The sequence below is a fragment of the Tsukamurella strandjordii genome (assembly GCF_039525985.1).
GTDB classification, from domain to species: Bacteria; Actinomycetota; Actinomycetes; order Mycobacteriales; family Mycobacteriaceae; genus Tsukamurella; species Tsukamurella strandjordii.
Genome location: NZ_BAAAII010000004.1, coordinates 364,066 through 385,442 on the forward strand (window position 1 = coordinate 364,066; position 21,377 = coordinate 385,442).

Below are 21,377 nucleotides of genomic sequence, written 5' to 3' on the forward strand. Positions count from 1 at the left end.
GCATGACCGCACTGGAGATCGCCCGCTGGCAGTTCGGCATGACCACGGTGATGCACTTCATCCTGGTGCCGCTGACCATCGGCCTGGCGCCGATGGTCGCGACGATGCAGACGCTGTGGTTGGTGACCGGTAAGAAGGCCTGGCTGCGCGGCACGAACTTCTTCGGCAAGCTCTTCCTCATCAACTTCGCCCTGGGCGTGGCCACCGGCATCGTCCAGGAGTTCCAATTCGGCATGGCCTGGAGCGAGTACAGCAAGTTCGTGGGCGACGTCTTCGGCGCCCCGCTCGCCCTGGAGGGCCTGGTGGCCTTCTTCATGGAGTCCACCTTCCTCGGCCTGTGGATCTTCGGCTGGACGCGGCTGCCGAAACTCGTTCACCTGGGCTGCATCTGGCTGGTGGCCCTGGGCGTGAACGCCTCCGCCTACTTCATCGTGGCCGCCAACTCGTGGATGCAGCACCCGGTGGGCGCCACCTACAACCCGGAGACCAAGCGGGCAGAGCTCACCAGCATCTGGGAGGTGCTCACCAACTCGACCACACTGGCGGCCTTCCCGCACACCGTCTTCGGTGCGTGGCTCACCGCCGGCACCTTCGTGGCCGCGATCGGCGGCTGGTGGATGGTGCGCGGTATGCGCCGCGGCGACCCCGATGCACTGGAGCTCGCGCAGATGTTCCGCCCGCTCACCCGGTTCGGCCTCGGCGTGATGCTGGTATCGGCCGTGGGACTCGCCATCACCGGCGATGCCCAGGCCAAGCTGATGTTCGAGCAGCAGCCGATGAAGATGGCCTCGGCGGAATCGCTGTGCCACACCGAGACCGGAGCCAGCTTCTCGCTGCTCACGATCGGCACCCACAACGACTGCGAATCCGTGCAGCACGTGCTCTCGGTCCCGTACCTCACCTCGTTCCTGGCCAACGGTGATCCCAACTCCACCCTCAAGGGCGTCACCGAACTGCAGGCCGAGGCCGTCGAGAAGTTCGGCCCCGGCGACTACCGCCCCAACCTGTTCGTCTCGTACTGGGCGTTCCGCGCCATGATGGGCTGGTCGATCGGCTCGGGCGTGCTGGCGCTGGCCGGCCTGTGGGTCACCCGCCGTGGACGGATCCCGGACCAGCGATGGTTCAGCAGGATCTGCCTGATAGCCCTGCCCACGCCCTTCCTGGCGAACACCTCGGGCTGGGTGTTCACCGAGATGGGCCGCCAACCCTGGGTGGTGGTGCCGAACCCGAACGGCGATCAGACCATCCGGCTCACCGTCGCCGAGGCGGTCTCCGGCCATTCGACGGCCATGATGGCCTTCTCCCTGGTGACCTTCGCCGCCGTCTACGGCGTGCTGTACCTGCTGTGGTTCGCGCTGCTGCGCCGCTACGTGATCGAGGGACCGCACCTGCACAACCCGGACGACGCCCCCGCGGACGGGCCGGACGGTGACGATCCCGACGGTGCGCCACCCGGCGCGGGTAAGCCCTCGGACCAGCTCTCCTTCGCGTACTAGGAGCCGGACATGACTCTCCCCGATTACTGGTTCCTCGCCATCGCCTTCCTCTTCACCGGCTACTTCGTGCTGGAGGGCTTCGACTTCGGCGTGGGCATGCTGATGCCGATCATGGGCGACAAGCGTCGCCACCCCGCGGACTACGACACCCGGCGACGGGTGCTGCTCAACACCATCGGCCCCGTCTGGGACGGCAACGAGGTGTGGCTGATCACCGCCGGCGCGGCCATGTTCGCGGCCTTCCCGGTGTGGTACGCCACCGTCTTCTCCGGCTTCTACCTGGTGCTGCTCGCGATCCTGGTGGGCCTGATCACCCGGGTGTGCTCGATCGAGTGGCGCGGCAAGATCAACGATCCGCGCTGGCGCGGCTGGGCCGATTTCGGCATCGGCCTGGGCTCCTGGATCCCCGCCTTCGCCTGGGGCCTGGTGTTCGCGAACATCCTCGCCGGGGTGGACATCGACGAACGCGGACGGATGACCTCCGAGGTCTGGGACCTGCTCAACCCCTACGGCCTGCTCGGCGGACTCGCCCTGCTCGGCCTGTTCCTGCTGCACGGCGCGATCTTCGTAGCGCTCAAGTCCGACGGCACCGTCCGCCACGACGCCCGCAGGATCGCCGGCCGGATGTGGTTGCCGGTCACGGTGATCGGCGCCGGCTTCGCCGTGTGGACGCAGCTCGCCCACGGCAAGGGCTGGACCTGGGCCGCCGTGGCGGTGGCCGCCGCCGGGCTGGTGGCCGCCGGCCTGCTGATCCGCGGAGGCAAGGAGCTGGCGGCGTTCCTGTCGACCTGTGCCGTGGTGGCCGCGGTGAGCGTGCTGATGTTCGGCTCGCTGGCGCCGAACGTCCTCAACGCCACCGACCCCGCGCGGTCGATCAGCATCGCCGACGCCGCCTCCTCGCACTACACCCTGGTGGTGATGTCCTGGTGCACCATCGTGCTGCTGCCGATGGTGATGATCTACCAGGCCTGGACCTACTGGGTCTTCCGCAAGCGCATCTCCGCCGAGCAGATTCCGCCCTCGATCGGCCTCAGTCCTCGTGTCTGACACCGCCGCTCCCGCCGCGGATCCGACGGCCACCGCTCCGCGGGGCCCCGTGGACCCGCGACTGCTGCGGTACGCGCGGGCCTCCCGCGGGCTCCTGGCGACGGTGGTGGCGTGCGGGGTGGTGGAGACGCTCGCGCTGATCGCGCTCGCCTACGGCACGGCGACGGTGCTCGCCCGCCTGGTGAGCGGCGCGGTACCCATGGCGGACCTGCGGAGTCCGCTGATCGTGGCCGCGGTGGCGGCGGCGGTGCGCGTGCTGGCGGCGTACCTGCGCGGTCGGATCGAACGGCGCGCCGCAGACCGCACGGTCTCCCAGCTGCGCTCCGCCGCGCTGGGTGCGATCGGTCCCGGCCGGCTGCCCGGGGGCACGGACCGCGAGGAGCTGCGGACCGCGCTCACTCGCGGCCTGGACGAGCTGCCGCCCTACCTCACCGGCTACCTCCCGGCGCTCGCGCTCAGCGTGATCGCCACCCCGGCACTGGTTCTCGTGATCTTCCTCGCCGACCCGATCTCCGGGGCCATCGCACTGGGCACCCTGCCGCTGCTGCCGATCTTCATGGTGTTGATCGGCCTGCTCACGCGCGAGCGCACCCGGCGCCGGCTCGAGGCCATGGCCCGGCTCTCGGCGCGACCGCTCGATCTGGTGGCGGGGCTTCCCACGCTGCGCGCCCTGGGCCGCCAGCGCGGACCCGAGCGCGCGGTGCGCGACCTCGGCGACCGCAACGCCACCGAGACCATGGGCGCCCTGCGCATCGCCTTCCTCTCCTCGATGGCGCTCGAACTGCTCGCCACCCTGTGCGTGGCGCTCGTCGCGGTGAGCATCGGCCTGCGGCTCGTCTTCGGCGATATGGATCTGCTGCCCGGCGTCTTCGCCCTGATCCTGGCGCCCGAGGTGTACCGGCCGCTGCGCTCGGTCGGTGCGCAGTTCCATGCCGCCGAGCAGGGACTCGAGGCCACCTCGCGCGTCTTCGCGCTGCTCGACGATCCTTCGCCCGTCACCGGCCGGGGCACCGCCGCGCCCGGGATCATCGAGCTGCGGGGCGTCACCGTGCACGGACGCGACGGGGCGGCACCGTCGGACTTCTCGGCGCGGCTGCGCCCCGGCACCGTCACCGTGCTGACCGGGCCCAACGGCACCGGAAAATCGACCCTGCTGACCGTGCTCGCCGGACTCACCGCGGCCGACGGCGGGACCGTGACCGTCGACGGTGCGCCTCTGGCCGGCGGGCCCGCCTGGTGGGACCGCGTGGCCTGGTGCCCACAGCACCCGTACCTCGAACCGGGAACGCTGGCACACAATTTCACGTTGCTCGGCGCCCCCGATCCGGAGACGGTGCCGGGCGTCGTCGCGGAGACCGGCCTGGACGAGGTGGTCGACGAGGCCGGGTGGCAGCGACCCGTGGGCACCGGTGGCGTGGGACTGTCCGCCGGGCAGCGGCAGCGCCTCGCGCTCGCCCGTACCCTCGCGCTCGGCCGCGAAGTGCTGCTCTTCGACGAGCCCACCGCCCACCTCGATGCCGCGCTGGCACAGCGGGTACTGGCGGCGCTGCGGGCCCGCGCCCAGGACGGCGCGCTGGTGGTGATCGTCGGGCACGATCAGCAGGTGCTCGCCGCCGCCGATCAGGTGCTGGAGGTGCGCCGTGCGTGATCTCCTCGTGTGCCTGCGCGCGCTGCGCGTTCGCCCGATCGCGGTGGCCGGTGCGGTGGGAGCGGGCGTGCTCACCGCCGGCAGCGCGCTGGCGCTCGCCGGACTGTCGGCCTGGTTGATCACCAAGGCGTGGACGATGCCGCCCGTGCTCACACTCTCGCTCGCGGTGACCGCGGTGCGGGCGCTGGGCATCACCCGCGGCCTCATGCGCTACGTGGAACGCCTCGCGACGCACCGGTTGGCGCTGTCGGGGCTGACGGAACTGCGGGTGGCGCTGTACACCCGGCTCGCCGCGGCGGCGCCCGCGGACACCCTGCGGCGCACCGATGGTGAGCTGCTCGCGCGGACGGGCGCCGATGTCGACGCGGTGGGTGACGTGCTGGTGCGCACGCTGATTCCCGCCGCTGTCGCCGCGACCGTCTCCGCGGCCGGCGTGGCGTGGATGTGGTTCGTCGATCCGGCGGCCGGGGCGGTGCTGGCGGTGTGCCTGGTGGTGGCGGGCGTGCTCGCACCCCGGCTCGTGGTCCGCGCGAGCGGGGACCGCGCCCGCGCCGAGGCCGCCGGGAGTGAGGACTTCGGTGCCGCCGCGTCCGCGGTGCTCGATCACGCGGGGGAGCTCGCCGTGGCCGGACGCCTCGACGAGGTGCGGAACCGGGCCGATGCCGCCGAGGCAGCCCGACGGTCCGCCGTCGATCGGTCCGCGCGGATCGGCGCGCTGGCCGATGCCGCGCTGCCGCTCGCCGTCGGTGTCGCGGCGATCGCCGCGCTGCTGCTGGCCTTCGGCCGCGCGGGGCACGCCGATCCCACCACGCTGGGGATCCTGGTGCTGTTGCCGCTCAGCGCCTTCGAAGCCCTCGCCCCGCTGCCCGACGCCGCCCGCCAGTACGTGCGCTCGGCCGATGCCGCCTCGCGCCTCGCGCCCCTGCTGACCCTGCCCGCGGTGCCCGTCGGGACCGCGTCGGCACCGTCTCACCCGAGCCTGCGGCTGGGCGATATCGCCCTCGCGCCGGGCGAGCGGCTGGCGGTGCGCGGCGAGTCCGGGGCGGGGAAGACCACCCTGTTGCTCGCGCTCGCCGGGCTGGACGGCCGCGGCGGCGAGGTACTCGTGGACGGACGGCCCGCCGCCGACTACGCCGATCTCCCTGCGGCCGTGGCCTTCTTCGGTGAGGACGCCCACGTCTTCGCCACCTCGATCGCGGAGAACTGCCGGGTGGCGCGGGGCGATGTGAGCGACGAGGAGGTGCGGCTCGCGCTGCGGGCGGTGGGCCTGGGGGAGTGGATCGAAGGCCTGCCCGACGGTGTGCGGACGCCGCTGGAGCAGGGCGCGGACTCACTGTCCGGCGGGCAACGCCGCCGCCTGCTGCTGGCCCGGGCGCTGGTGAGTACGGCGCCCGTCGTGCTGCTGGACGAGCCCACCGAGCACCTCGACCGCGCCGACGCGGCGCGGCTGCTGCGGGAGATCCTCGATCCGGCGGGGCTTTTCCCCGGTCGCACTGTGGTGGTCGCGGGGCATGCGGCGCCACCCGCCGGGGTGCGTGTTCACGATGTGAGGCGCAGCGCCGCGACACGGGAAGATCTGCCCGCGTAGGCGCGCTGAGCCCGAATTCGTGAGCGGTCAGGCCGTGATGCCGCGGATGCAGGCGTCGACGGCGGCCTCGGCCAGTGGCCATTGCTGATCGCCGGGGAGGTGGTGCAGCGGACCGCGCAGTGCCATCTCGGCGAAGCCGTGCACCATCGACCAGCAGGTCCAGGTGGCGGATCGCCGGTCCTCGGGGCGGAGCAGGCCGGCGTGCACCATGAGGTCGAGCGCATCGGAGAGCGCGGCGTAGGGCGCGATCTCGGCGAGTGAATCGGGGGTGGGGGCCTCGTCGCCGAAGAAGCACACCGAGAACCAGCCCGGTTCGGCGAGCGCGAAGGCGATGTAGCCCAGGCCCACGGCGCGCAGGCGTTCGACGGGGCCGGCGCCCGCGCCGATCGCATCCATCGCCCCGGCCATGCGGTCCTCGATCGCGGCGCTCACCGCGCGCAGCAGTGCCAGGCGGTCGGGGAAATGCCGGTAGGCGGCGTTCGGGCTCACGCCCACGCGGCGGGTCACCTCACGGATGGTCAGGGCCGACGGTCCGCCGGTGCGGGTGACCTCGAGACCCGCCTCCACCAGTGCCGACGCCAGATCTCCGTGGTGATACGCCATCCCCTTGTGCCTCCCGACTCTGAAGTGTACGGTGTGAACATAACAGATGTGTACGCTGTGAACATTTCAAGGAGTCCGCCATGAGCACCACGTCCACCACTACCGCCACCGCCGTTCCGCCGGTCGTCGACCGGGAGACCTGGCAGGCCGAGATCGACACGTTGCGCATCCGGGAGAAGGCGGCGACGCGCGAGCTCGACGCCATCGCCGCGCAACGGCGCCAGCTGCCCGCCGTGCAGCTTCCGGAGTACCGGCTCATCGCCGAGGACGGTTCCGAGGTGACCCTGGCCGAGGTCTTCGACGGCCACAGCCAACTGGTGACCTACCACCACATGTGGACCGACGGGAACGAGTGGCAGTGCCCCGGATGTACCGGCGTCACTTCGCAATACGCGCGCACCGAGTTCCTGGACAACTGGGACGCGCGGATGGTGGTGATCACCAACGGGCCGATGGACGAGGTCCTCGCCTACAAGAAGCGTGTGGGGAACACGATGACCTGGTACTCCACCGCCGGTTCGGATTTCGGCACCGAGGTGGGCGCGGGGCCCGGCGGGGGCTTCGCCTACAACACCTTCATCCGCGACGGCGACACGGTGTACCACGTGTGGCAGACCTTCAGCCGCGGTGCCGAGCAGCTCTCCTACACCTTCGGCCTACTCGACGTGCTGCCCTACGGCCGCCAGGAGGAGTGGCAGGACGCGCCCGAGGGGTGGCCGCAGGCGCCCACCTACTCCCGCTGGGCCTCGTCGAAGCAGATCGCCGGCTGGTACGGCGAGAACGGGTCCTGACCTGCGGTTACATCCTTCGATAAATTCCGTTGCCGAGGGTTTCGCGCGGGCGTACCGTCGGAGACGTCAACGGAAAGGAGGTGATCCGAGAAATGGTGAATTTCAGGATCAAGGAGGTGGCTGACCGCTAGGCGGCCACCCACCTGAGATGACGGAAACCCCTTCGGCGCGTGAGGTTCACGCCCGGAGGGGTTTTCCGTACCCTCACCCCGGACAGGTCGCAGTGAAGGCCGGCTGCGGGCCGAGCAGGTCCGCGATCCAGCCCAGCCACCGATCGGCGATGGCCCCCGGCGCGTCGTGGCCCCCGGGCACCACCACGTCCTGCACCGGCGTGCCCAGTGCGCACATCGCGGCCACGCCCTCGGCGGTCCACGAAGTCGACACCAGCCGGTCGTTATCGCCGCGCCCGATGTAGGTGGGCAGCGCATGCTTGGTGCGCGGCAGGTTCGTGCGCTGCTCGCGCTCGCGGAAGAAGCGCTCCGCATCGGGCGAGGCGAAAGCGGCATCGGCCGGGCGCGCGGCGGCCGCCATCGCGAGGTCCGCCGGACCGGTCTGACCGGTGCACTGGGCGGCGAGCCGCGGCGCCGCGCTCAGCAGGTCACCCCGCAGCACCTGGTCGTACCCGAAGCCGGGGTTCACGGAGCGCCCGCCCGCCACCAGATAGGGGAGCACCAGGTACTGCTCCGGCGCATTCAGTGTTCCGGCGGACACCGCCTCGGCGAACCTCGTGATCAGCCCGGGGGAGAGGAGCACCGACCCGCGCAGGTCGAGCTCGGGCGCGTACTCCGGTGCCGACTCCGCGGCGGATTCGGTGGCCCGCCCGCCCTGGGAGACCCCGACCAGCACCGTCCGCCCCGCCAGCGGGAGTCCAGTCGCGCGGGCCGCGCGTACGGAATCGAGCAGGTCGTATCCCGACGAGAGGGCGTCGCCGTACGGGGCCTGCCCCGGCCCGTCCAGCCCCTGGTAGTTCGTCATCACCACGGCGGTGCCCCGCGCCAGCAGCTGCGCGACGACGGGAGCGGAGCCGAACAGATCCGGCGACGCGGTGGGCGCGCAGGTGTTCGCGACGCCCGAGGTGCCATGGCCGAAGGCCGCGACCGGCCAGCCGCCCTCCGGTGGGCTTCCGACCGGGAGGAAGACCGCGCCGGACACCTCGACCGGGCCGCCCGACGGCGCGGTCGAGCGGTAGCGCAGGTAGGTCATCGACCCCGCCGACAGCGTGGTCGGGTCGATTCCCGTGAGGGGACGCTGCTCCAGCAGCGCCCCCGGGGCGGGTGCCGAGGAGGTGCTGGTGGCCGGTGGCGGCGCACCCGGCCCGGCGCACGCGGCGCTCACCAGGCTCACGGCGAGCACCGCCGCCAAGAGACGGGCACCCCGGACGGCATCGCGTCTTGCCATCCCATAAGTTTACGCGCGTTCTCCGCCCGGGTCAGGCGTTCGAGAGCTCGCCGAGGCGATCCCGGAGTAGTGTGAAGTAGGTCTGCACCGACGACTCCGCCGTCGGGTTCCCCGGATACATCGCGCGGAAATCGAGACCTCCGGCATCGCGATTGATCCACATGTACACCTCGCGCATCGGGGTGGCATTGGCGAAGATGGAGACATCGTGACTGCGCGCCAATTCCGCTCCCGGAGTGCGCGTGATATCGATGTAGGAAAGCATCGGGGCATCGAATCCGTGTTCCACCGGGAATTCCGGATCATCGCGAAGAACGTCGATCACCGGGAACACGGGAAGCCGTTCGAGTTCGCGCGCAGTGGCCAGTGCCTGATGCGCCGCGCGCACGAGGGTCGGGAAGTCGCCTTCCGTCGAGAACTGCACCGGGACCAGGGTGATGTACCAGCCCACCGCCATCAGATCGGTCGGATCCGGGCGGTGCGAGCGCGGCGCCATCATGGTGAACAGATCACTGCCGGTGAGCTCGCGTTCGAGTTCCGCCTGCACGGCCAGCAGGGCACTGCCCATCGCGCCGCCACAGCGCTTCGCGGCCGCCGCGAAGGCCGCGACCCGGTCCGGATCGAGGAAGGCCGTCTCCACCGCGATCTGCGGCGCCGCGCCGCGACCGGGCTCGACACCGAGCGGGAGCGGGAACCGCGGCATCCCGCCGGCCCGGCGTACGATCTCGCGCCACCGGGTGACCTCCGGATGGTCGGGGCTCAGTTCCCGCGCCCGCGCCCGCTGCTCATCGCTGAAGTCGCGATACGAGCGCACCGGCGGCGAGACGTACTCCCGGCCCGCTCGCAAGGCGGAGTACCGGGACACCAACTCGTAGAACGAGATCGACAAGGAGATCGCATCGGTGAACAGGTGATCCGCGGCGATGAGCACCGTGAACTGCGGAGCCGCGGAATCCGCGCGCGCCGACTCGATCCCCGTGACCCCGAAGGCGAAGGACGACCATTCGTCGAGGCCGGGCAGGCCGGACTGCAGGTAGTCCTTCGCCGTGACGCCGGGCCCGTTCGACTCCGAGTTCGCGACCACCTCGAGCTCCATCTGCTCGGGCTCGATGTACCGGGCGCGATAGCCGCAGTCGCACTTGACGTACTGCGCGTGATACGAGCTGTGCCGGCGTGCGTATTCGGTGAACGCGCGCTCCATCACGGCCTCGTCGTAGACATCGTTCATGGTGAAGGTGACGTAGACGAGCCGCTGGATCGACTGCTCCTCGTCGGTGCCGCTCCGGAGGTGGTCCTCCTGAATGAATGACGGTTCGCCATCGGTCAGTGCGGCCGCATTCATAGCCTCTCGTGAACGGCGGCTCGGAGCCCACACCACCCATTCACCCAACGCGCAATCCCATTGCTGTGTCAGACCGGACATCATGTTTCAGAGTGTGAGACTGCCGTCTTCGAGACGCACTCCAGGGGGCCGTCCGTGTGCGATAGTTCACAAGAGAAACGGTCTTAATCGGGACATATCACGGTCTTCGAAGTTAGTGGATGTTCTCCGATTGACGGTGCGTTCAAGGGTGGGCTTCGACGAGCTCGCGGATCGCCGCCTCGGCGGCCTCGGGTGTCATGAGGCCGGCCAGGGCTCGGTAGGCGAACCCGTCGGCGGCGGCGAGCAGGAATCGGGCGCGGGTGCGGTCCCCGTCGAGCAGCTCGGTCGCGAGGTCCTCGCTGCCGCGCAGTGCTGCGCCGACGATCTCGGCGATCTGCGGATCGGTGATCGATTCGGCGAGGTAGGCGTACCAGACCTTGGCTCCGAGCGGCTGCGATCCGTCGTGCGGGAGTGCGTGGGTGAGCAGGACGAGCAGGGCCTCATTCCGGTCGTCGGGGATGGGGTGGGCCTGCTCGGCGAGGGCGAGGAAGGATGTGAGCGCGTGCGCGATGATCGCCTCGCGCGTGGGGAAGTAGTGCTGGACCCGGCCCATCGAGAAGCCGCCGCGGGCCGCGATCGACCGCAGCGTGACGGCGGCGATGCCCTCCTCGGCGATGATCGCCCACACGAGCGCATCGATCTCGGCGCGACGTTCCGCGTGATCCACCCGCTTCGGCATGCGCCGATCGTAGCAATGCGCTCGCATCGCAACACTGTTACGATGCGAGTGCATTGGAAAGAGGTTCGTCATGGGACAGCGCATCCGCCGCACGGTGGCCGCCGGACTCGCCGCGGCCGCCGTCACGACCGCCATCGGCGCCTATCTGGTGCGGGACCCGAGCCCCGTCGGATACTGGCGTTCCGCCGCAGCGCGCACGGCCTACCTGGCGCAGTACGACCGCGCCTTCGCCGCACTACCGACGCCGGCCGAGACGCGGGACGTGCGAACGGCATTCGGCATCGTGCGCGCCTACCGGTTCGGAGCGCCGAGGCCCGGAACCGCGCCGGTGGTCCTCATTCCCGGCCGGTCCTCGGGAGTGCCGATGTGGGCCGATACGCTGCGCCGGCTCGGCGATCGGGAGGTGTACGCGATCGATGCGCTCGGCGATGCCGGAATGAGCGTGCAGGACCGTCCGCTGGAAGGCCCCGACGATCAGGCCGCGTGGCTCGACGAGACGCTGACCGCGCTCGGGATCGCCCGGGCGCACCTGATCGGGCACTCCTTCGGCGGCTGGACCGCGGCGAACCTCGCCGAGCACCACCCGCACCGGGTCGCGAGCCTGACCCTGTGGGAGCCCGTGCTGGTGTTCGCCGGCCTGCAATGGCAGATGTACGTCGCCACGCTGCCCTCCGCCCTGCCCTTCCTCCCCGGATCGTGGCGCCGCAAGGGGCTCGAGACGATCGGTGGCGCGGACGACGGTGAGGCGAGCGCGAGTGCGATCGGCGCGATGATCGACGCCGGCGCGGCCGGGTACCGCGCGGCCCTGCCGACGCCCGTGCAACTGGACACGGCGGCACTCGCGCGGCTCGCGATGCCGGTCTTCGTGGGGCTCGGCGCGCGCAGTGCGGTCACCGATGCGGACGCCGCCGCCCGCACGGCGCGGACCCTGCCGAATGCGACGGTCAGGGTATGGCCGGAGGGGAACCACTCACTGCCGATGCAGTATCCGGACGAGCTGCAGGCGGAGTTCGAGCGGCTGGCCGCCCGTGCGGATCAGCCCGCGTAGCGGCCCAGTTTCGCCGAGAGCCGGGGGATGAGCTCCCCGTCGGCGTCCACGCGCTCCTCGACGTAGGCGAGCGCGCCGCCCTGCTCGACCAGGCCGTACAGCCGCTTCGCGGCGCCGGCCAGCGGCGAGGACTTGCTGCGGATCACCACGTCGGACTCGAGCTCCCACGCGGTCTGCGAGACCGGCTTGCCGTAGTACAGCTCGACGATACCGCTGGCGTGCGTCACGAGGAACTCGATCTCGTCGTCCTCGCCGATCCGCCAGAAGCCGGACTCGCGCAGGTCGGGCTCCGAGAACTCGCCCTTGTCGTCGAGCTTCCACGAGCGCGACTCCCAGGACAGGTAGTTCTGGCCGTCGTGGCTCACGATGATCTGCTGGCCGTAGTGGTAGTCGCCCGCGGCGTCGTGGCCCTCGCCCTCGCCGCGCCAGATGCCCACCAGGGGCAGCAGGCCGAGCAGGCCGGGGTGCAGATCGGGGCCCTGGCGCAGGTTGGCGGTGTTATCCGCCAGCGGGAGGCCGGGCAGGTTTGGGATGTTCCGCGACGAGGTGGTCTCGGCGCGCTCGATCGCAGCGTCGAGCGCCTCCTGACCAGCGCCGGGGACCGCCTCGGGCTGCTGCTCGTCACTCACGGCGATTACTGGCCGTCGGTGAGGACGCGGAAGATCACGAAGATGGCGAACGCGAAGATCGCGACCGATGCCACCGCCATCAGGATCTCGAAGAAGATGACCATGGCTCGATACTAAACCCCGGCGCTCGTGCGCTCACATCCGCATGAGTCCCGGTGATGGAACTCAGTGGGCACCCGCTCGACCCTGCGCGGCCCGTCGAAGCCGTCGATCCGCTCCACCAGCAGGTCCACGGCCCGGCGGCCGATCGCGTCCACGTTCTGCGCGGCGGCGGTCAGGCCGGGGGAGAACAGGTCCGACCATTCGAAATCGTCGTAGGCGACGAGCGCGACGTCGTGCGGCACGCGCAGGTCGAGCTCGCGCAGGGCGCGCATCGTGCCCACCGTCATCTCGTTGTTGAGCACCACCAGGGCGGTGGGGCGCGGCCCCCGCGCGCGGAACATCGCCAGGGTCTGCGCGCGCGCCTCGTCCGCACGGGAATCGCCGCAGCGCACGTGCCGGGGCGCGGCACGCAGCCCGGCTCGCGCCATCGCCGCGGTGAAGCCCTCGATCCGCTCCACCGTCGATTGGATGCCCGGGTGCCCGGTGAGCACCCCGATGCGCCGGTGGCCGAGCTCCGCGAGGTGGGCGGTGAGCCGCGCCACCGGCTCGGCGCCCTCGGAGGCCACCTGGTCGACGTCGGCGGGCGAGAGCCGGTCGATCAGCACGATCGGGGTACCGCTGCGGCGGACCGTGGGGATGGTCTCCCGCTCCGACCGCGGTGCGGGCGCGAGGATCACCCCGTCCACGCGGCGATCGAGCAGCGATTCCACGAGCCGGTTCTCGATCACGGGGTCGTCGTGCGAATCGCCCATCATGAGCGTGTATCCCAGCTCGGTGGCGCGGGATTCGATGGCGCGCATCAGCGGCCCGAAGTACGGATTGCGCCCGGCCGAGATGCTCAGCGCCAGAACGCCGGACCGTGAGGTGGCGAGCGCCGTCGCGAGCGCGTTGCGGCGGTAGCCGGTGGACCCGATCGCGGCCAGCACGGCCTCGCGGGTGCGCGGGTCGACCCGCCGGGTCTCGTTGATCACGTGCGAGACCGTGCTGATCGAAACGCCCGCCGCCGCGGCGACGTCGGCCATGGTCCCCATGACTCGATTGTGCACCAGTGCCGGACCCGCGCAAGCGTTTGCGCAAACCCTTGCGCGGGATTGATCGGCGGGTATAGCGTCCGGCATCAGAACCCTCGTGTGACCCACGACACACGAAGAACCGTCGAACGGAGTTCCCATGTCCAGCCGCAAGAGCGTCCGCGTGGCAGCGATGTGCTGCGCCCTCACCCTCGGTCTCACCTCGGTGGCCGCCTGCAACCGCGACGGCGGCGGCTCGTCGGGCGGCGGGGTCACGGTGGGTCTCATCACGAAGACCGACACCAATCCCTTCTTCGTGAAGATCCGCGAGGCGGCGAAGGCGCAGGCCGACGCCAAGGGCGCGAACCTCGTGGCCCTCGCCGGCAAGTTCGACGGTGACAACGAGGGCCAGGTGGCCGCCATCGAGAACCTGGTGAGCCAGGGCGCGAAGGGCATCCTGATCACCCCCAACTCGTCCACCGGCATCCTCGCCGCCATCAAGAAGGCCCGCGATGCCGGCGTCGTGGTGATCGCACTGGACACCGCCACCGAGCCCGCGGACGCCGTGGACGCCACCTTCGCCACCGACAACCGGGAGGCGGGCCGCCTCCAGGGCGCCTGGGTCAAGGGCGCGCTCGCCGGGAAGCCGCCGAAGCTGCTCATGCTCGACGGGACCGCGGGCAGCAGCGTCTCCGACTACCGGCACCAGGGCTTCCTGCAGGGCATCGGGCTCGCCGAGAACAGCCCCGAGGTGGTGGGTAAGGAGAACACCAACGGCGACCAGACCAAGGCGCAGACGGCGATGGAGAACCTCCTGCAGCGCGTCCCGGATGCCAACGCGCTGTACACGATCAACGAACCCGCCGCGGCCGGCGGCTACGAGGCCGCGAAGAAGGCGGGCAAGGCCGAGCAGCTCACCGTGGGGTCCATCGACGGCAGCTGCACCGGCGTCGACAACGTGAAGAAGGGCATCATCGGCGCCACCGTGCTGCAGTTCCCCGCGAAGATGGCCGAACAGGGCGTGGACGCCGTAGTCGCCTTCGCCAAGGACGGCACCAAGCCCACCGGCTTCGTCAACACCGGCTCGCAGCTGGTGACCGATAAGCCGGTGGCCGGCGTGGAATCCAAGGACACCGCGTGGGGCGCCCAGAACTGCTGGGGCCAGGCGTGAGCCTGTCCCGCCTCACCCTGGCCCGCACCCTGCGCGAGCCGCTCGCCGGGCCGCTCGCCGCCCTGATCGTGGCGTGCGTGATCTTCTTCATCCTCACGCCGCGCTTCGCGACGGGCTACAACATCTCGCTGATCCTGCAGCAGTCCATGGTGATCGGGATCCTGGCCGTGGCGCAGTCCCTGATCATCCTCACCGCGGGGATCGACCTGTCGATCGGCGCCACGTGCGTGCTGGGAACGGTGATCCTGGCCAAGCTGGCCGGTACCGACCCCGTGCTCGCCATGGTGATCGCCCTGGCGGTGTGCATGCTGATCGGCGCGGTGAACGGGGCACTGGTGACGCTGCTCAAACTGCCGCCCTTCATCGTGACGCTGGGCATGTTCACCATCGTCGCGGCCGCCACCCAGCTCTACGCCGGTTCGCAGACCTATCGGGTGGCCGACGGTCCGCTCACCGCGCTCGGAACCTCCTTCGACGTCTTCGGATTCCCCCTCACCGTGGGGTTGGTGGTACTGCTCGCGGTGTACGCGGCCGCCTGGTACGTGCTCAACCGCACCGCCACCGGCCGGCACATCTACGCCGTGGGCGGGAATCCGGTCTCGGCATCGCTGGCCGGTATCAAGACCTCGAAGACGATCTTCGGCGTGTACCTGGTTTCCGGCGTGATCGCGGCGATCGCCGCGTGGGCGGCCTTGGGGCGCATCCCCACCGCCGATCCGAACGCCTTCCAGACCGCGAACCTCGACACCATCACCGCCGTGGTGATCGGCGGCACCAGCCTGTTCGGCGGCCGGGGAGCCATCCTCGGCACCCTGGTGGGCGCGCTCATCGTGGGCGTGCTGCGCAACGGCCTCACCCTGGTGGGGATCGACAACCTGTACCAGAACATCGCGACCGGCGTCCTGGTGATCGCAGCCGTTGCGCTGGACCAGCTCTCACGACGGAGGCTGCAATGAGCGCGCCGGTGCTGCAGGCGCGCGGCCTGGTGAAGAACTACGGTCAGGTGCAGGCCATCGCGGGCGCCGATTTCGAGCTCCGCGCGGGCGAGGTGCTGGCGGTGATCGGCGACAACGGCGCCGGCAAGTCCAGCCTGATCAAGGCCCTGTCCGGGGCGCTGGTGCCGAACGAGGGCGAGATCCTGCTCGACGGCCGGCCGGTGCACTTCCGCAGCACGCTCGATGCGCGCAACGCGGGGATCGAGACCGTGTACCAGGATCTGGCCGTGATCCCCGCGCTGGACATCGCGGCGAACGTGTACCTGGGCAGGGAGATCCGCAAACCCGGTGTGCTCGGCAGCGTCTTCCGCCAGCTCGACCGCAAGGCCATGCGCGATGCGGCGGCGCAGCACCTCGCCGACCTCAAGATCGGGATCAAGTCACCGACACAGGCGGTCGAGACCCTCTCCGGTGGGCAGCGGCAGGGCGTGGCGGTGGTCCGGGCGGCTGCCTTCGGCAAGAAGGTGATCATCATGGACGAGCCGACCGCCGCACTCGGCGTACGCGAATCGGGCCAGGTGATCGACCTCATCCGGGAGATCCGCGACCGCGGCACCCCGGTGATCCTGATCAGCCACGACATGCCGCACGTCTTCGAGGTGGCCGATCGCATCCACGTGCACCGGCTGGGGCGGCGGGCCGCCGTGGTCGATCCGAAGCAGCGGTCGATGGCCGATGTCGTGGCGCTGATGACCGGCGCGCTGGAACCGACCGACGTGGAGGCAGCGGGTGGGGCCTGACCTCGCCCGTCCACCCGGCGCGCCGCGCGGACTGTTCGTGGGGCTCGCCACCGTCGATGTGATCCAGCGGGTCGACGAGCTGCCCCGCCCCAACGCGAAGGTCACCGCCACCCGGCAGGACGTCGCGGGCGGCGGGCCGGCGCTCAACGCGGCCGCCACCTTCGCCGCGCTCGGCGGGGCCGCGGTGCTCGCCGCCCCGGTGGGCGACGGTCCGCTCGGCCGCCTGATCCGCGACGATCTGACGCGGTGCGGTGTGCAGCTGATCGACCTGGCGCCCACGGGCTTCGAGCCGCCGGTCTCCGCGATCACCGTGCACGCCGGATCGGGCGATCGGCAGATCGTCTCCTACGACGGCTCCGGGTACCCCGCCGCGGTCCCGCCGATCGACGCCACCGGGTGCGATGTCGTGCTGCTCGACGGGCACGGTCCGGACGCGGCCCGCGCCGCCCTGTCCGCGGCGCTGGCCGCCGGCGCACCCACCGTGATCGACGCCGGCCGGTGGCGGCCGGTGTTCGCCGAGCTGCTGCCGAGCGCCACGCATGTGATCTGTTCGGCGGATTTCCAGGCGCCCGAACCCTTCCCGGGCCCACGGATGGTCGCCGTCTCCGATGGTGGCGGCCCGATCCGCTACCTGCTCGACGGTGCGCCGGGCACCGTCGACGTGCCGTCCGTGGCCGTGGTCGATACGCTCGGCGCCGGCGACGTGCTGCACGGCGCCTACGCGTTCGAGATCGCCCGTGGGACGCCGGTGCCGGAGGCGCTGCGCTCCGCGGCGGCCCGGGCCTCGGACAAGTGCCGCCACCCGGGCGTGCGGGCATGGCTGCAGACGGTGAGGGGGACACGATGACGGACTCGTTCGAGGCGCTCGTCGATGACGCCCGCGCCCTGGCGGCCCGCCCGGGACGCTCCGTGCTGGGTATCACCGGCGCACCGGCATCGGGCAAGTCCACACTGGCGGAACTGCTCGTGGCGGCGCTGGGCGCCGACGCGGTACTGGTGCCGATGGACGGATACCACCTCGACGATCCCGTACTGCGCGCGCACGGCAGCTGGGAACGCAAGGGGGCCATCGACACCTTCGACGATTCCGGCTTCGCCCACCTGCTGCACCGGCTGCGGGCCGCGGACGCCACGGTGTACGCGCCCCGGTTCGATCGCGGCCTCGAGGCGTCGATTGCGGGCGCCGTGGAGGTGGCACCCGGGGTCCCACTCGTGGTGACCGAGGGGAACTACCTGCTCGCGGACACCGGCGCGTGGCCCACGGCGCGGGCGGCGATCGACGAGGTGTGGTTCCTCGCGATCGATCCGGACCTGCGCCGGGAGCGGCTCATCGCGCGGCACAGGCGATTCGGTCGATCGATCGACGAGGCGCGCGCCCGTGCGCTGGGCACCGATGAGACCAATGCGGTGTTCATCGAGGCGACCGCGGCCCGCGCCGACCGGATCGTGACGATGACCGACGAGAGGCCGGAGCGCGACGATCGCACTCCGGCCTCCCGGGGACTCCGCACGGACTAGGCGAAGCGCATGACCTCGCTGTACACGGTCTTCATATCGTCGAAATTCCGCGAGGAGACCGTGAGGGTGGAGTAGGCGACGGCGTCGACGCTGCCGATGCAGCCCTCGATGCTCACGCGCTTCTCACCGAAGCGCACGCCGAAGCTCTCGCCGACCTTCGGCTTCTGAATCGTCTTGGTGCCCACCGGGAGATAGACGATGCCACCCGGTGCGGTCTTGATGACCTGGTTCTGGCTCAGGCCCAGGGTGCCGCCGACGCCGCCGCCGAGCGCACCGGCGGGGATCAGGCCGCCCATGGCGCCCACGGCGCCCACGCCGCCGCTGATGGACTGGTTGGAACCGATCCACGACTCGAAGCCGCCGTCCTTGACGCCGCAGGCCACCACGTAGCCCACCTCGACGGTGGCCGCCTGGATCTCGCCCGGCGCCTGGGTGATGGTGCCCTCGGCCTTGCCGTCGACATAGGCCAGGCGCGACTTGTTATCGCCCGCGAGCGGCGGGAACAGCTTCGCCTTGAGGTCGAACAGTGAGATCTGACCCGCGACGCCCTCCGACGACGAGATCGTCTGCTTGCCACCCTTGACGGGGCCCGACGGGTTCTGCGGGGTGATCTGAGCGGAGGCGGGCCCCACCGACATCACCGAGACGGCGCAGGCCGCGACGGCCGCAGCTGCCATACCGATCTTGATTCGACGCATGATTGTTCGACTCCTCTACGCGGCCGGGGGACGGCCTCGATGTCTTGACGAACTGAACTCAATCATGGCTACATGCAATTTGCCAACTGCAATTCACAGTTTCTTCATGATGACCTGGGTCACACTGCCTGCGGATCATGTTGTGCGAACGGACGCGAGGGCAGGGCTTCACACCGCCTCCAGCGCCAGGAGCGCGGACTTCGCCACCGGTGGCAGGGCGCCACCACGGGAAGCGGATTCATGGCGCAGGCGGCACTGCACGAGCCACCGGAAGCCTTGCGACAGTGACAGATCCAGGTCGAGATGCCCCGGAGACGCGCGGGGTGCAGGAAACGTGAGAGCGGGATCTACGCCTGCGACCGACCGGGCCGCGCCAGCAGCTCACGCAGGCCCGCGTCGATGAACGCCGTGTCGACAGGGTTGGCGCCGCCGCCCGCGAAATGGCCCCACACGCCGGGGATCACCCGCACCTCGCCGTGCTCGATGAACTGCGAGGCCCACACCTCGTCCTCCGGCGGGAAGTAGAGGTCCTTCTCCGCGGGCATCGCCAGCAGCGGGCACGTGATCGAGCGCAGCGCGGCCTCGTGGTCACCGTCGAACCCGGGGGTGTTGCCCACGTTCCCGGCGTGCCAGGTACCGATCATCGCGATCAGGTTGTTCGGATCGCGGCCGTCGCGGAAGAACTGCTCCCAGAAGCCGTAGAGGAAGTCGTCGAGCGAGGTGAAGTCCAGCTCGCGCCACGTCTCGTGCCAGTAGAAGGCCTGGGAGAAGCCCCATCCGGAGTAGATCCGGGCGAAGGCGCGCAGGCCCTTGATCGGCGGGCGCGCGGGGTCGTAGTCGCCGTCGGCCCACGCCGCGTCGGCGCGCAGCGCCTCGCGGAGCGACTCCAGGAAGACCTGGTTGTGCGGCGCGGTGCGGCTGGAGCCGCAGAACGGGGCCGCGCGCTGCACCATCTCCGGGTGGCTCACCGCCCACTGGTAGGTCTGGCCGGCGCCCATCGACCAGCCGGTGACCAGCGCGATCGTGGAGACGCCCCACTTCTCGGTGAGGAGGCGGTGCTGCGCCTCCACCTGGTCGTAGAACGTGACCAGGGGGAACCGGGCGTGGTCGTAGGGCGAGGGCGCGTTCGACGGGGAGGTCGACAGGCCGTTGCCGAGCATGTTGGGGATGACGATGAAGTACTCGTCGGGGTTCAACGTCTTATCGGTGCCGATGAGCCATTCGTTGTCGGTGTGCCAGCCCGAGTACCAGGTGGGGTAGACGATCACGTTCGACTTGTCGGCGTTGAGCGTGCCGAACGTCTTGTAGGCGAGGCGGGCACCGCGCAGCGTGTGACCGGATTGCAGGGTGAAATCGCCGAGTTCGAAGTAGTCGGCGTCGGTGGGAGCGGGCACGGGGACTCCTCGGGTAGCGGTTTCGCGACGTAATACCGATTCGGTACTGATGGGACGGTACTCGCCCGGGACCCGCGAGGCCCGGAAAACGGGAAGGGCGCGCATCCGGATGGATGCGCGCCCTTCTCGCAGGGATGGCGACTACGCCGAGACGGTGATGTCCTGGTTGTAGACGCCGTTCGCCTCCGGCGAGACCTGGATGTCGCCGTTGCCCACGGAGGACAGCGCGCGCAGCGTCCAGGTGCCCGGCGCCGCGAAGAAGCGGTAGTCGCCGGTGCCCGAGGCCACGACCTCGGCCGTGAACTCGCCGGTGCCGTCCAGCAGCCGGACGAAGGCGCCCGCCACCGGGTTACCGGTGCCGTCGAGGACCTGACCGGTCAGCACGGTCTCCTTCTCGACGTCGACGCCTGCGGGCAGGTTCTGTCCCTGCTTCGGTGCTCCACACATACTTGATTACGCTCCCAGTTCGACCGGCACGCCGACCAGCGAACCGTATTCGGTCCAGCTGCCGTCGTAGTTCTTGACATTCTTGTGGCCCAGCAGCTCCTGCAGCACGAACCAGGTGTGCGAGGAACGCTCACCGATGCGGCAGTAGGCGATGGTCTCCTTCTGGCCGTCCAGGCCGGCCTCCGCGTACAGCGCGGCCAGATCCTCGTCCGACTTGAAGGTGCCGTCCTCGTTGGCGGCCTTGCTCCACGGCACGTTGATCGCGCCGGGGATGTGGCCGGGACGCTGGCTCTGCTCCTGCGGGAGGTGCGCCGGCGCCAGGATCTTGCCCGAGAATTCGTCGGGCGAACGGACGTCCACCAGGTTCTTGACGTCGATGGCCTCGACGACCTCGTCGCGGAAGGCGCGGATCGCGTTGTTCGGGGCCTGCGCCGTGTAGCTGGTGGCCGGACGCGAGACGGCGTCGGCCGACAGCGGGCGGCCGTCGAGCTCCCACTTCTTGCGGCCACCGTCGAGCAGCTTCACGTCCTGGTGGCCGTACAGCTTGAAGTACCAGTACGCGTACGCGGCGAACCAGTTGTTGTTGCCGCCGTACAGCACCACGGTGTCGTCGTTGCCGATGCCGCGCTCGGAGAGCAGGGCGCCGAACTGCTCGGCGTTGACGAAATCGCGGCGCACCTGGTCCTGGAGATCCTTCTTCCAGTCCAGCTTCACGGCGCCGGCGATGTGGCCACCGTCGTAGGCGCTGGTGTCCTCGTCGACCTCGACGAAGACGACACCCGGGGTGTCGAGATTCTGCTCAGCCCAGTCTGCGGAGACCAGGACATCGGAGCGAGCCATGAGGATCCCTTTCGTTGATTCCATGGACGTATGGGTGAAGGGCGAAACCGAGGGGATTCGCGTGCTTCGAATGTGCGCGGATGCGCTGGGGAGGACGGGAGAATGCGGTGAT

General features: G+C 70.3%; 21 protein-coding genes. 11 read left to right on the top strand and 10 right to left on the bottom strand.

All coding sequences use genetic code 11. From position 1 onward, the window contains the following. Window positions 1–2: 2 nt before the first annotated feature. The 4 genes from ABD108_RS07695 to cydC are packed head-to-tail and all read left to right on the top strand — an operon-like array spanning window position 3 to window position 5,779. On the top strand, window positions 3–1,496 hold the full coding sequence (locus ABD108_RS07695) for a cytochrome ubiquinol oxidase subunit I (protein ID WP_305111146.1): 1,494 nt from the start codon (window positions 3–5) through the stop codon (window positions 1,494–1,496). A gap of 9 nt (window positions 1,497–1,505) precedes the next feature. Continuing rightward, on the top strand, window positions 1,506–2,543 hold the full coding sequence (gene cydB / locus ABD108_RS07700) for a cytochrome d ubiquinol oxidase subunit II (protein WP_343929957.1): 1,038 nt from the start codon (window positions 1,506–1,508) through the stop codon (window positions 2,541–2,543). Then, window positions 2,536–4,191: a thiol reductant ABC exporter subunit CydD gene (cydD, locus tag ABD108_RS07705; RefSeq protein ID WP_343929958.1), complete on the top strand. Its 1,656-nt coding sequence runs from the start codon at window positions 2,536–2,538 to the stop codon at window positions 4,189–4,191. Before cydB ends, cydD begins: the two co-directional genes overlap by 8 nt. Then, window positions 4,184–5,779 carry a thiol reductant ABC exporter subunit CydC gene (gene cydC, locus ABD108_RS07710; RefSeq protein ID WP_343929959.1) on the top strand — a complete coding sequence of 532 codons (1,596 nt, stop codon included), beginning with the start codon at window positions 4,184–4,186 and terminating at the stop codon, window positions 5,777–5,779. The genes cydD and cydC overlap by 8 nt, the downstream gene beginning before the upstream one ends. A gap of 27 nt (window positions 5,780–5,806) precedes the next feature. Here the strand turns inward: cydC and ABD108_RS07715 are convergent, their stop codons facing one another. Continuing rightward, window positions 5,807–6,382, bottom strand: a complete 576-nt coding sequence (locus ABD108_RS07715) for a TetR/AcrR family transcriptional regulator (RefSeq protein WP_305111142.1) — start codon at window positions 6,380–6,382, stop codon at window positions 5,807–5,809. A gap of 80 nt (window positions 6,383–6,462) precedes the next feature. Here ABD108_RS07715 and ABD108_RS07720 point away from each other — a divergent pair, with 80 nt between their 5' ends. Next, window positions 6,463–7,173, top strand: coding sequence for a DUF899 family protein (locus ABD108_RS07720; RefSeq protein WP_343929960.1), 711 nt, complete (start codon window positions 6,463–6,465; stop codon window positions 7,171–7,173). 204 nt (window positions 7,174–7,377) lie between these two features. On the opposite strand, the gene ABD108_RS07725 is transcribed toward ABD108_RS07720, so the two are convergent. From ABD108_RS07725 to ABD108_RS07735, 3 genes are all read right to left on the bottom strand, one after another. After that, window positions 7,378–8,571, bottom strand: a complete 1,194-nt coding sequence (locus ABD108_RS07725) for a lipase family protein (RefSeq protein WP_343929961.1) — start codon at window positions 8,569–8,571, stop codon at window positions 7,378–7,380. A gap of 31 nt (window positions 8,572–8,602) precedes the next feature. After that, window positions 8,603–9,913, bottom strand: coding sequence for a condensation domain-containing protein (locus ABD108_RS07730; protein ID WP_343929962.1), 1,311 nt, complete (start codon window positions 9,911–9,913; stop codon window positions 8,603–8,605). Window positions 9,914–10,136: 223 nt separating this feature from the next. Next, entirely contained in the window at window positions 10,137–10,673 is a 537-nt protein-coding gene (locus tag ABD108_RS07735; RefSeq protein ID WP_343929963.1) for a TetR/AcrR family transcriptional regulator, read from the bottom strand. 70 nt (window positions 10,674–10,743) lie between these two features. Between ABD108_RS07735 and ABD108_RS07740 the strand changes: the two genes are divergently transcribed. Next, a complete protein-coding gene (locus tag ABD108_RS07740; RefSeq protein WP_343929964.1) occupies window positions 10,744–11,721 on the top strand; it encodes an alpha/beta fold hydrolase in 978 nt (325 codons plus the stop codon). On the opposite strand, the gene ABD108_RS07745 is transcribed toward ABD108_RS07740, so the two are convergent. Continuing rightward, the gene (locus ABD108_RS07745; protein ID WP_220657850.1) at window positions 11,709–12,350 is read right to left on the bottom strand and encodes a heme-binding beta-barrel domain-containing protein; all 642 of its coding nucleotides are present in this window, start codon (window positions 12,348–12,350) and stop codon (window positions 11,709–11,711) included. The genes ABD108_RS07740 and ABD108_RS07745 overlap by 13 nt on opposite strands. A gap of 113 nt (window positions 12,351–12,463) precedes the next feature. Then, complete coding sequence (locus ABD108_RS07750) at window positions 12,464–13,483, bottom strand: LacI family DNA-binding transcriptional regulator (RefSeq protein ID WP_220657851.1); 1,020 nt, start codon at window positions 13,481–13,483, stop codon at window positions 12,464–12,466. 139 nt (window positions 13,484–13,622) lie between these two features. Here ABD108_RS07750 and ABD108_RS07755 point away from each other — a divergent pair, with 139 nt between their 5' ends. Genes ABD108_RS07755 through ABD108_RS07775 form a run of 5 tightly spaced genes read left to right on the top strand, consistent with a single transcriptional unit; the run spans window position 13,623 to window position 17,886 of the window. Next, window positions 13,623–14,633, top strand: a complete 1,011-nt coding sequence (locus ABD108_RS07755; protein ID WP_343929965.1) for a substrate-binding domain-containing protein — start codon at window positions 13,623–13,625, stop codon at window positions 14,631–14,633. After that, complete coding sequence (locus ABD108_RS07760; protein ID WP_220657853.1) at window positions 14,600–15,589, top strand: ABC transporter permease; 990 nt, start codon at window positions 14,600–14,602, stop codon at window positions 15,587–15,589. Before ABD108_RS07755 ends, ABD108_RS07760 begins: the two co-directional genes overlap by 34 nt. After that, window positions 15,586–16,368 carry an ATP-binding cassette domain-containing protein gene (locus tag ABD108_RS07765; RefSeq protein WP_220657854.1) on the top strand — a complete coding sequence of 261 codons (783 nt, stop codon included), beginning with the start codon at window positions 15,586–15,588 and terminating at the stop codon, window positions 16,366–16,368. The genes ABD108_RS07760 and ABD108_RS07765 overlap by 4 nt, the downstream gene beginning before the upstream one ends. Beyond that, window positions 16,358–17,215: a PfkB family carbohydrate kinase gene (locus ABD108_RS07770; protein ID WP_220657855.1), complete on the top strand. Its 858-nt coding sequence runs from the start codon at window positions 16,358–16,360 to the stop codon at window positions 17,213–17,215. Before ABD108_RS07765 ends, ABD108_RS07770 begins: the two co-directional genes overlap by 11 nt. Further along, window positions 17,212–17,886 (top strand): nucleoside/nucleotide kinase family protein, encoded by a 675-nt coding sequence (locus ABD108_RS07775; RefSeq protein ID WP_343929966.1) that lies wholly within the window; start codon window positions 17,212–17,214, stop codon window positions 17,884–17,886. The genes ABD108_RS07770 and ABD108_RS07775 overlap by 4 nt, the downstream gene beginning before the upstream one ends. On the opposite strand, the gene ABD108_RS07780 is transcribed toward ABD108_RS07775, so the two are convergent. The 4 genes from ABD108_RS07780 to ABD108_RS07795 form a co-directional block, all read right to left on the bottom strand. Next, complete coding sequence (locus tag ABD108_RS07780; RefSeq protein ID WP_220657857.1) at window positions 17,883–18,584, bottom strand: MspA family porin; 702 nt, start codon at window positions 18,582–18,584, stop codon at window positions 17,883–17,885. The two genes, ABD108_RS07775 and ABD108_RS07780, sit on opposite strands and share 4 nt — an antisense overlap. Before the next feature lie 347 nt (window positions 18,585–18,931). Further along, on the bottom strand, window positions 18,932–19,978 hold the full coding sequence (locus ABD108_RS07785) for an alpha/beta fold hydrolase (protein WP_343929967.1): 1,047 nt from the start codon (window positions 19,976–19,978) through the stop codon (window positions 18,932–18,934). 141 nt (window positions 19,979–20,119) lie between these two features. Next, window positions 20,120–20,425, bottom strand: coding sequence for a DUF1416 domain-containing protein (locus tag ABD108_RS07790; protein WP_220657859.1), 306 nt, complete (start codon window positions 20,423–20,425; stop codon window positions 20,120–20,122). 6 nt (window positions 20,426–20,431) lie between these two features. Beyond that, a complete protein-coding gene (locus tag ABD108_RS07795) occupies window positions 20,432–21,265 on the bottom strand; it encodes a sulfurtransferase (RefSeq protein WP_220657860.1) in 834 nt (277 codons plus the stop codon). Between the last annotated feature and the right edge of the window lie 112 nt (window positions 21,266–21,377).